Source organism: Mesorhizobium sp. M7A.F.Ca.MR.148.00.0.0 (assembly GCF_003997735.1).
Lineage (GTDB): Bacteria > Pseudomonadota > Alphaproteobacteria > Rhizobiales > Rhizobiaceae > Mesorhizobium.
In genome coordinates this window covers 18,525-28,686 of record NZ_RZTB01000075.1, presented here as the reverse complement: position 1 = coordinate 28,686, position 10,162 = coordinate 18,525, and the positions used below count along the sequence as shown (strand labels likewise).

Below are 10,162 nucleotides of genomic sequence, written 5' to 3'. Positions count from 1 at the left end.
TACCTTGGTCCTCTCCCCGGAAAAGCACAATCTCATATAGCTGGAAGACATGCTGTCTTCCTTGGCCGAAATGATCTCGCCGTTCAGACTTCCAGGTTCCGGCTCGGTGTGCGCTCCGGAGAAATCCGGCGAAGGCATCCGGGCAAAGTCCTGCTGTGGCTGACAGTCTGCGTTGTGCTTGTCGGCGGCGTCGGCGCTTTGGCCGCAACGACCTCGCTCGCCGGGGCCGTGATCGCATCGGGCACCGTGGTCGTCGAAAGCAACCCCAAAAAGGTGCAGCACCAGACCGGAGGCAAACGAGGAACTGCGCGAACTCGATGGCAAGGAGGCCGAACTCGTCGAGCGGAAGACAGTGGCGCAGGACCAGCTTGCGCGGACCGAAATCCGCGCTCCCCAGTCAGGACTTGTCCAGGAGCGTGCCGTCCATACGTCGGCGGCGTGATCAGTCCCCGCGAGACCATCATGCTGATTGTTCCTGAACAGGACAGGTTCGTGGTCGACAGGCATGGTCGCGCCCGCCAGCATCGATGACGTCGAACCCGGACAGCCGGTTTCCATGCGCTTCTCCGCGTGCGACGCAAATACGACCCCGGAATGCAAGGGGACCGTGCAGAGAGTCTCAGCCGATCTGATCAAGGACCAACAGCGCAAGATTTCCTATTTCGTGGGAGGACGACGCTCGACGACCAAAAGCATGCCCGCGTGGAAGGCGGCTACAGCCTGGCATGCCTGCGGAGGTCCACATTCAGACAGGCGATCGCAACGTTTGGTCCTACGTGCTGAAGCCTTGTCGGGCCAGGTTCACCGAGCGTTCCGGGAATAGGTCGTCCTTCGATTGCATTCATTTGATAGGATGCAAGATGCCCGGCACTGCTCTTGTTCTGACCCCTAATAGGCGCCATCACGAGACCTCATACTGCTGCGCCAGCGAAGCGGAAAGCTGGTCGGCGAAACGTGCAGCGGCCACCGGTAGGGTGCGGCCCTTGAGTTGGCCGACATAGAGCATGCCAGCGGGCACGTCGCGCAAGTCGAGCGGCCGGGAGATCATGTCACCGGTCATCGTCTGGTGGGATAGGCCAATCGGGAAATGGAAGGTGATGATATCCTCTGAGATAGCGTGGTTGCGCAGGAATTCGAAGCTGTCTGACTGAATCACCGGCTCCAGCTGCAGCGATGACGATTGCGCCCCGATGTCGAGCAGGTAGCGCACACCGTAACTTGATGTGGGAAGCGCGATTGGATAGTCGAGGCAAGCGCGCAAGCGCACCGTCTCGTGAGAAGCCAGCGGATGATGGGGCCGCATAACCGCATGCACCGGCTGGTGCACCCGTATTAGTGTCATGAAGGCAGCCAGCCGGGTTGGCTCGTAGACGATGGCAATGTCGGCCGTGTGATCGACCAAGGCACGCTCGGCCTCCTCCCGGTCGCGCAGGTGCACTCCGAATGTCACATTCGGATGTTCCTTGCGGTAGAGTGAGATCTGCATCGGCAGATGGTAGGGCAATAGCGCCTGGCTGCAGGCGATCGCCACATGGCCGCGCCGGGCGCCAGCAAGGTCTGCAATCTGCGATTTCACGTGCTCCATATCGGATAACTGGTTGCGCATGTGCTGCACTAGAAGTTCGCCGGCGCTGGACAATCGCACGCCGTGAGGCAGTCGCTCGAAAATGGCAACGCCGAGTTCGGCCTCCATCGCCAATATACGCCGATTGAGCGCCGTCGAGGTTATGGCGAGCAATTCCGCGGCGGCGCGGATCGAACCGGTCTTGGCCACCACATCGATATAGTGAGCGGAGTTCAGGTAACGCATCGGCAGCCCCCGGCATCACCGCTGCAATTCTTGCAGCAGGCTGAACAAAACATAGCACAAGACAGCAGCGCCGTCATCGAGGATAATTAATCCTGTCGAAGAAGCATCTTCAAGCGACATTGATTTTTTAAAGACAATGAAAGATGGAATAATGTTTGTTCCACTTTCTTCAACTAATTCATCGATGGAATGGAGCAATCATGCGCCACATATCAATTGTAATATTAGCTTCTCTCGGTCTTGTCGCCCTTGCAAATGTATCGGCCATCGCCGTCGAACAATGTGGCGACGCGACCGCGTCATCTGGCCTGCCAGGTTATAATCATCAATGTGGTGTGACCTCTAAGGACAGCATCGATGAAAGCGCTCTAGCGGACGTAGGCGAGCATAAAAGCTGCGGTTCGGATTGTGCGCAAGTCTACAGTCTTTGTAATACCAGCAGGGGTAGAGACTGTCGCCAAGAGTACAAAATCTGTTCTTGGAACTGCGTCTTTGGTGCGGCAATGACGATTCGCTAGTAAAGAAAACCCGACATTTGAAATTGCGCCGGAGTAGGGTACCAACCCGCATACGTGCGCTGGAGATATCGTAGGGCCACACCCTTACCTGAGGCCCCGGCGCCTGGCCCGCCCATTGAGGTGGCTCCTTGTGTCAAACGCGCCAACACGTTTCGTTTCAAAGGAGGTTAGCAAGCAGGCGCGCGGCTGCACCATGGTAACTAACGCAGACCTGTTTAGCCATCGGTAGCGAACACCAAGCAGTAAGTTCGGCAACGAGAATGTCGTCGTTCCCATTCACCGGCGTGGTGCTAAGTTGTCCCTGCTTGTTCATCATGATCGCTACGGTTCCGTTTGCGCCATAACCGATAGCTGCCATCCTTTGAATGCGAGTGTCGTCCTCGACGCGAATATCGAACAGAACAGAGCCATCAGTCTTTTCCGCGACGTCAGCCACTCGATCGGCAAACGGCCGATTGATATTGGCGAAAGACTGCTCGAACAAAACCAGTTCAACATACTCCGCCTTCATTGCGTGAGAGTGCGCGGCATGACGCGCAGAACCAATAGGCCATGCACGTCTTATCCACACAAAAACGACCGCCACTGAGGGTGGCCTCTTCCACAGAAAACAACATAATCACCACCCAAACACCTTCGCGCGACAACGCGTTTAGGCCAGAGATGGGACGTCCTCTTCATTAGGCCTGGAACCACTGGTTTCAGCGCCAGGGTTTCTGTATTGCGGAAATTGTACCCTGAATCGGCTGCGACATCAGAGCTATCTGGTCCAGCCTCGTTCCCGAGGCCAGATGGGGCGCAATCAGTCGCAGACAACCGTGGGCGAGATTTGGTTCGGTCAGCGCTGGAATGACGCTGCTGTCACTGTTCCCGCTTTAGAGGAAATGTGGCGTCGCCATCCTTCTCCCCTGATAAAACGCGCGGATTGGCGCTTGAGACACCGTCGTTCTTTCCGCCTTTGTGGTGCTCTTCTGATTGGCCTCGCGCGTCTGCTTCAAGCTCCTTGCCGGGGCGCTTGCCAACTTTCTTGTCGACCGATTTTTCCACCATCAGCCTCTCCTTTGTGAAGCAATGGCAACTCTTCGATCGGCCTGAGGTTCCGGGACAATCGGCCATCGGACCGCTGCCGCCCAAAGGCGATTTCGGTCTTCGCGTCCTCCGACCCTGGGCATTTCAGGTCCGTGGCAAAGTTGGACTTCAACGGCCGACATGAGGCGCATTGGAGTCCGGCAGCTTTGGGGCCGTCTGCTGTCCTTCCGGTTTGGGCGCGATGGGCTAGAAGGCTGGCGTTCCCCTTGCGACCCGAGTCGGTCATGTGATGTGGGCGCCAGAACCCCCAAAGGCGGACGGTCGACAGCCTTTGAGGTGAGCGTAACGAGATTCCGTCAACGGGTGGATGCCGAAAGACGGCACCGACCCGAGATCAGTAGCTTTATCATTTTTTGAATTCTGCGCGGTAAGGTTCCGCGCATGTGGTTGAAGACTTACTTGATCATCACCGGCGTCGGCGCGTTCGTGGCGCTGACAATGCCATGGCTGGTCATCATCGGCAGTTTCCTGATCATCCCGGGGCTCATCCTCGGGTCGATGCCAACGGCCTTCATGTATGGCATCGCTTTCGCGCTGTTCTGCTTGCTGCTCGGAAGTTTCCTTTCAGGCGTTCCTCTGAACGTCATGTCGGGCGCCGCGACGCTGGCACTGTTTTGGACCATCCCCCAGCCAGGCCTCACCTGGGCGAGGGGCATGCTGGCCAGCCTGGAGGAGCCGGACATTCAGTCGAACGCACCGATTGCGCTCAAGGGCGATATTCTCCTCGCCCGCCCGTTCGAGGGCCGTTGCGATGCATTGTGCGCTGCCTTGCTCAAGACCCCGGGCGTAACTTCGGTCCGCGTCCAGACCCTTCGCGGTCAATCCTATACCTATCGCGTCGTGCCGGACTCGACGCCCGGCAAACGAAGCACCGTCATCGGGCATGGCCTGCTGGAAGAGCGCCGCTACGATGCCTCCGATCCGCTCGCCCCTCAGCGCGCGCTGGAAGCCGAATGGAACCTGATGATGTCAGAGGGCAAGGCGCTGCTGCAAAGCGACGACGCCCCCGAACCCGGCTTCACCATCGCTATCGAGCACGGCCCTGCCGCGCTCGACTCCAAGCCCCGATCGGGACGGGTGGATTGGTCGCTCGAACCCTCCGCACCCCACCGCAAGGCGCTCACCATCACCGACGCCGGTGAACAGGTGCTGCTGCGGCAGTCGATCCTGTCGATCTTTGCCCCGGCGGCGCCGTTGCTGATCGGGACTTCGGGCGGGATCGAGAACTTCCGGTTCGGTTGGGCGCGTCTGCGGCTCGGTGACGGAAGGATGTACGCCGAGGTTCCGGTCAACCGGCTGCTGCTCGACCACACCAGCGTTTCGCGCGGCGTGAATATGGAAGCGGCGAAAGCGAGAACGCGCGAGGAACTTGCCAGAGCGCTCGACGATCCGCGTAAGCCGGTGAGCGGTCCCGTGTTCGCGCTCGCCAATCAATGGATGGACTCGTTCCGCGCGAACGACCAGCCGCTCGGCGAAAGCGACCGGCGCCTGCTGGTTCGCGTCTTGGAGGACCCACGGGTGCGATCCCCAGACGGGCTGTGGGCGATCATCAAACAGGTCGATGGCGACTCCGCCGATCTGCGGCGGCTCGCCGCCCGCCGCTACCTCGCGGCCACCGACAAGAAGGAGGCGCGCCACTGGATCAATGCCCTGGCCGGCCTCCCTGTGGGTGCATACACTGATCCTCTGCCCGAAGAGCGCGCGATTCTCGCAGATCCGGAGGTCAGCCGCTTTGCCACCGGCCTGATCAAGCGCCAGGGGGACCGCGGCGTCGATGCCGTGCCCGACCTGTTGCGGCTGCTGCGCGAGTACTCCGTCTACGATCCGGGCAAGTTTGGTTTCAGCGACCTGACCGCGGCTACCGATGCCGTGCGAAGCGGCTTTCGCCGCATTGGCCCTGCGGCCTCTTTCGCGCGGCCTGAGATCGAGCAGCTCTTGGCTTCGCCGGGTCTGAAGTACCGCTACAAGACGCTCGGCCAGGAAGAATGGGACACCCTGCTGGTCGTCCTCGGGAAGCCTGTCGAAACGCTTACCAAGCCGGAAAACCGAAGTGGAACCGACGCGAGGTACCGCGAGCGCGTCGCTCAACGGGCCGCCAAGCCTTACGACCCACGCCGGGATTGATCGCCGAAACGGGACGAAGAATCTTCGCGGGCAGAGCTAGCCGCTTCGTCCTACCGGTCTTTCCGATATTCCATGGTGCGCGACCGTGTGTGGCGGGATCAAATCGAGTAACCCATCGTGTTACTCCTCGGTTTTGATTGGGCACTCGAGAAACGAGAGGTGAAGGCAGAAGCGGGGCCGATAGCGAAACGGCAGCTTCCGGCTTCGCGATCAAGGATATCACAAGTTTAACCGCCGCGGGCGGTGTCGCCACCTGCTCTTGCCTCCGCATATTCCGTTGACGAAGTGTTCAAGCGGGAACGATCTGACAGAAAGCGGCGCCAGCCCCCAAATGACGAGATATCAAAAGCGCCTAGCAAGCCCACGGATTCCACTAGAAAACCTTTGGCGGTGCTGCCATCATCAAGCTCTATATTGCCAATGCCCAAGGGAGACGGGATGTCGGCCACAAAGTGGCCGAATGCGTCGGCAGGTAGCCGCCAAACCTCTACCTCGATCGCAGTGCCGCCGTTTTCAACACGGACCAGTCCCGGCTTGGGCGTGGTCTGGCCCGCGAGCTCATATAGCTTGTATGAAGATGCCGTCCTCATTGCCCGGCAGAACCGGGCACCAGCCTCCTTGAGATGGCCATTGAGCGGCATTCCCGAGAGGTGAGCGCCGACCACCACCAACTCGATAGTGCCATCTTCGACTGATGCGCCGACAGGCTGCGCGCTCGGCTGCCGCCAGCCAGTCGCGCCGAGGGTGAGACTGCTCGCGGCATGGAGATCGCGCGCGACGGATGCTACAAGGCCGTCCGCTCCGGCGGCCGCAAGCAGCGTCACGCTCATCGGCAGCCCGTCGTCGCGCTTGCCGGTCGGCACGGCGATGCCGCACATGTCCAGAAGATTGACGAAATTGGTGTAGGTGCCGAGCCGGCTGTTGGTCTCGACGGGATCGGTGAGCACGGTAGCAGTGGTATAGTGCGTTGGGGCGGTCGGCACGCAGAACAGGTCGACCGAGGCGATGACCGGGGCGAGCTTCGCCTTGTAGGCCTGCAAGGCGTAGAGGCCGCGGAAGGCGTCTGCCGCCGACAGGTTACTGGCGCCGCCGATGATCTTGCGCGTCACCGGATGCAAGGCGGCTTCGTTGGCTTCCATGAAATCGCGGATCGCCGCATAGCGCTCGGCCACCCAGGCACCCTCATAGAGTAGGTTGGCGGTGGCGTAGAAATCGCCGAAGGGGATTTCGACCAGCCGGCAGCCAAGCCGCGACAGAATGGCAAGCGAAGCTTCGAAACCAGTCTGCATGGCCGTATCGCCGAAGAATTTGAGCTCCGCTTTTACAGGCACGCCGACGGTCAGCACCGGTTGGCGCGCGGCGAGCGGCTGGACGGCGATGTCACGCGAATAAGGATCGGCAGCGTCGCGCGCGGCGGCAACGGAGAACACCCTATACGCATCATCGACGGTCAGCGCGAACACCGAGACGCAATCGAGCGTGCGGCAGGCCGGCACGACGCCGGCGGCCGACAACGCGCCGACCGTCGGCTTCAGCCCGACGATGTTGTTGAGGCCGGCCGGAATGCGGCCGGAGCCGGCGGTGTCGGTGCCAAGCGCGAAGGAGACGATGCCGCGCGCCGTCGCCACCGCCGACCCCGAGGAGGAGCCGCCTGGCACAAGCGCCTCGTCGATGGCATTGCGCGGGATCGGCCAGGGCGTGCGCACGCCGACGAGGCCGGTGGCGAATTGGTCGAGATTGGTCTTGCCGACGACCAGCGCACCGGCCGCTTTCAGCCGCGTCACAACGGTGGCGTCTTTCTCGGGCCAATAGGTGTATTCGGCGCAGGCGGCCGTCGTGGGCATGCCGGCGACGTCGATGTTGTCCTTGACGGCGAAGGGAATGCCCCAGAGCGGCTTTGTCGCCGGGTCGAACGGACCGAGTGCCGCGGCCTGGGCTAGGAAATCCGCCTTGGCGGCGAGATGGATGAAGATGCCCGGGTCGTCGGCCGCTTCGATGCGGGTAAAGATCGTCGCGATCACATCGCCAACGGCGAGGCCTCCCCGATAGGCTGCGTGAAGGCTCGCTATGTCGAAATGGATATCGCTCATTTCGTCTCCTCCAGAATGATCACCGGCAGGTCCCACTGGATCAGCACGACGCAACCGTCCTTCGTCCACACCGAATGCTCGGTGCCGACCGGGTTCAGGATGACGCTGCCGGCGGGATAGTCGCCGTTCTCGTCGCTCTGGGTGCCTTCCAGCACGACGATGGTTTCCAGCCCGACATGTCGGTGTCGCGGCACGCTGGCGCCGGACCGGTATTTCAGGATCGCGACCGACGGCTCGACCGGCCCGCCCTTCAGCAGCCAGTGCACGCTGATGCCGTCGCGGAAATATTCGAACGCGAGATCGCGCCAGCCGCCGTCGAGCAGGCCGGCAAAGGCAAAATTAGGCATTGGCAATTCCCTCGAGCACCTGGTCGGTCGTTGCCGTCCAGCCGACGATGGCGCTCTGCGCCCGGATCATGGCTAGTGCCGCCGCCTTGAATTCGGGAAAATAGCTTTCCGTCGCGTCTTCGGCGAGCAGGCACTCATAGCCGCGATCATTGGCCTCGCGCATCGTCGTCTGCACGCAGACCTCGGTGGTGACGCCGGCGAAAACCAGCTGCTGTGCGCCGAGCCGCTTCAGCTCGCCACCGAAGCTGGTCGCGTAGAAGGCGCCCTTGCCGGGCTTTTCGATGACGATCTCGCCCGGCAGCGGCGCAAGCTCGTCGAGGATTGCGGTGCCCGGCTCGCCGACGATCAGCACGCGGCCCATCGGCCCGACATCGCCGATGCGGATCGCCGGATTGCCGCGATTGCGCTTGGCCGGCGGCAGGTCCGACAGGTCGGCGCGGTGGCACTCCATGGTGTGGATCACCGGCAGGCCGGCGGCGCGAAAACCTTCGATCAGTTTCTTCACCGTCGGCACGATCGCGGCCACCCGGCTGACGTCGTTGCCAAGGCTGGCGCCGAAGCCGCCGGGCTCGGCGAAATCGCGCTGCATGTCGATGACGACCAGCGCCATCGTCTGCGGCTTGAAGGAGAAGGCGAACGGCTGCGCATCAATCTCCGCCATCAGTGATGTCCCGCCATATGCTCGCCGATGGTCTGCACGCTCACTTGCGCGATCGGCGTCTCGTAGACCAGCGCGCCGTCCGACATGACGAAAATGCGGTCGGACAGTTCCAAAAGCTCGTCGAGGTCCTCCGACATCAGCAGCACTGCCGCACCCGCATTGCGCGCCTTCATGATGCGGGCGCGGATTTCGGCCACCGCCGAGAAGTCGAGGCCGAAGCACGGGTTGGAGACGATCAGCAGGTCGACCTCGCCGGTCAGTTCGCGCGCCAGCACGGCGCGCTGCACATTGCCGCCCGACAGCGAGGCGATGGGCGAGGATAGCGAGGCGGTCTTGACCTTGAACTGCTCGACCAGCTTGGCGCTGAACGCGCGTATGGCGCTGGCGCTGATCCAGTTCACCGGCCTGCCGTTGCCGTCGATGTCGAAGGTGCGGAAGGAGATGTTCTCGGCCACCGTCATTTTTGGCGCGCAGGCATTCTTCAGCGGCTCTTCCGGGATGAGCCGCACATTGAGCGCGCGCGCCTCGGCCCGCGTCGCCGCATAGGCGGAGCCGCGTACCAGCACCTCGCCACCGTCGCGCGGCCGCTGGCCGGCCAGGACCTCGAGGAATTCCTTCTGGCCATTGCCGGAAATGCCGGCGATGCCGACGATCTCGCCCGAACGCACGCCGAGATTCTCGATGCGGATCGACTTCAGCCCGGTGCGGTCCGGCGCCTTCAGCGATTTGACCTTGAGCACGATCTCGGCATCGGGTTTCGGCGCCGCGCGACTGTCGAGCGCGGCGATCGGCTGGTCGCCGATCATCATCGCCGCCATCGCCTTGTGGTCGAGGTCGGCGACGCGGCCGGTTCCCGTCAGCCTGCCCTTGCGCAGCACGCTGACATCGTCGGCGAAGGCGGTGACCTCATGGAATTTGTGCGAAATCATCAGCACGGTGAGGTCGCCGGCCTTGGTCATGTCGCGCACCAGCCCCAGCACCTCCTGCGCCTCACCGGGCGTCAGCACCGAGGTTGGCTCGTCCAGCACTAGAAAGCTGCGGCCAAGATAGAGCTGCTTGATGATTTCGAGCTTCTGCTTTTCGCCGGCGGCGAGTTCCGCCACCTTAACGTCGAGCGGCAGCTTGAACGGCATGCGCTCCATGAACACGGCAAGGTCGGCTCGTTCCCTACGCCAATCGATAATGCCCGGAACCTTCTCGCGCGAGATGACGAGGTTTTCCGCACCGGTCAGCGACGGCACCAGCGTAAAATGCTGATAGACCATACCGAGCCCGAGCGCCGAGGCGTCGCGCGGACTAGCGATCGCCACCTCGCGGCCATCGACCAGCAGGTCGCCTGATGTCGGGTGATAAAAACCCATCATGCATTTGACCAGCGTCGACTTGCCGGCGCCGTTCTCGCCGAGCAGCGCGTGGAAGGAGCCCGCCGGCACCTTCACCGACACGGCATCCAGCGCCGTGAAGGCGCCGAAGCGCATGGTCATGCCGATGGTCTCGACGCCGACCGCTTTCCTGTCATTCAT

General features: G+C 61.9%; 10 protein-coding genes. 1 reads left to right on the top strand and 9 read right to left on the bottom strand.

Going from position 1 to position 10,162, the window contains the following annotated elements; all coding sequences use genetic code 11:
• The 5 genes from EOB49_RS37910 to EOB49_RS23125 all read right to left on the bottom strand — a co-directional run.
• Positions 1–525, bottom strand: a 525-nt coding sequence (locus EOB49_RS37910; protein ID WP_245472798.1) for a hypothetical protein, incomplete at its 3' end; no start/stop codon positions are given.
• 376 nt (positions 526–901) lie between these two features.
• Positions 902–1,810 carry a LysR family transcriptional regulator gene (locus EOB49_RS23140; protein WP_127322614.1) on the bottom strand — a complete coding sequence of 303 codons (909 nt, stop codon included), beginning with the start codon at positions 1,808–1,810 and terminating at the stop codon, positions 902–904.
• Positions 1,811–1,825: 15 nt separating this feature from the next.
• Positions 1,826–2,008, bottom strand: a complete 183-nt coding sequence (locus tag EOB49_RS23135) for a hypothetical protein (protein WP_127322615.1) — start codon at positions 2,006–2,008, stop codon at positions 1,826–1,828.
• Positions 2,009–2,485: 477 nt separating this feature from the next.
• A complete protein-coding gene (locus EOB49_RS23130; protein ID WP_245463618.1) occupies positions 2,486–2,914 on the bottom strand; it encodes a hypothetical protein in 429 nt (142 codons plus the stop codon).
• A gap of 275 nt (positions 2,915–3,189) precedes the next feature.
• Positions 3,190–3,378 (bottom strand): hypothetical protein, encoded by a 189-nt coding sequence (locus EOB49_RS23125; RefSeq protein WP_127322616.1) that lies wholly within the window; start codon positions 3,376–3,378, stop codon positions 3,190–3,192.
• Between the two features lie 438 nt (positions 3,379–3,816).
• Here EOB49_RS23125 and EOB49_RS23120 point away from each other — a divergent pair, with 438 nt between their 5' ends.
• A complete protein-coding gene (locus EOB49_RS23120; RefSeq protein ID WP_127322570.1) occupies positions 3,817–5,541 on the top strand; it encodes a hypothetical protein in 1,725 nt (574 codons plus the stop codon).
• A gap of 227 nt (positions 5,542–5,768) precedes the next feature.
• On the opposite strand, the gene atzF is transcribed toward EOB49_RS23120, so the two are convergent.
• The 4 genes from atzF to EOB49_RS23100 are packed head-to-tail and all read right to left on the bottom strand — an operon-like array spanning position 5,769 to position 10,162.
• On the bottom strand, positions 5,769–7,631 hold the full coding sequence (gene atzF, locus EOB49_RS23115) for an allophanate hydrolase (RefSeq protein WP_127382328.1): 1,863 nt from the start codon (positions 7,629–7,631) through the stop codon (positions 5,769–5,771).
• Positions 7,628–7,978, bottom strand: coding sequence for a cupin domain-containing protein (locus EOB49_RS23110; RefSeq protein ID WP_127330529.1), 351 nt, complete (start codon positions 7,976–7,978; stop codon positions 7,628–7,630). Before EOB49_RS23110 ends, atzF begins: the two co-directional genes overlap by 4 nt.
• Positions 7,971–8,639 (bottom strand): isochorismatase family cysteine hydrolase, encoded by a 669-nt coding sequence (locus EOB49_RS23105; RefSeq protein ID WP_127330531.1) that lies wholly within the window; start codon positions 8,637–8,639, stop codon positions 7,971–7,973. Before EOB49_RS23105 ends, EOB49_RS23110 begins: the two co-directional genes overlap by 8 nt.
• Positions 8,639–10,162, bottom strand: coding sequence for an ABC transporter ATP-binding protein (locus EOB49_RS23100; protein WP_127382327.1), 1,524 nt, complete (start codon positions 10,160–10,162; stop codon positions 8,639–8,641). The genes EOB49_RS23105 and EOB49_RS23100 overlap by 1 nt, the downstream gene beginning before the upstream one ends.

Coding starts and splice junctions, on each gene's coding strand:
- EOB49_RS23140 (WP_127322614.1), bottom strand. CDS start 1,810: ATGCGTTACCTGAACTCCGCTCACTATATCGATGTGGTGGCCAAGACC.
- EOB49_RS23125 (WP_127322616.1), bottom strand. CDS start 3,378: ATGGTGGAAAAATCGGTCGACAAGAAAGTTGGCAAGCGCCCCGGCAAG.
- atzF (WP_127382328.1), bottom strand. CDS start 7,631: ATGAGCGATATCCATTTCGACATAGCGAGCCTTCACGCAGCCTATCGG.
- EOB49_RS23110 (WP_127330529.1), bottom strand. CDS start 7,978: ATGCCTAATTTTGCCTTTGCCGGCCTGCTCGACGGCGGCTGGCGCGAT.
- EOB49_RS23105 (WP_127330531.1), bottom strand. CDS start 8,639: ATGGCGGAGATTGATGCGCAGCCGTTCGCCTTCTCCTTCAAGCCGCAG.
- EOB49_RS23100 (WP_127382327.1), bottom strand. CDS start 10,162: ATGAATGACAGGAAAGCGGTCGGCGTCGAGACCATCGGCATGACCATG.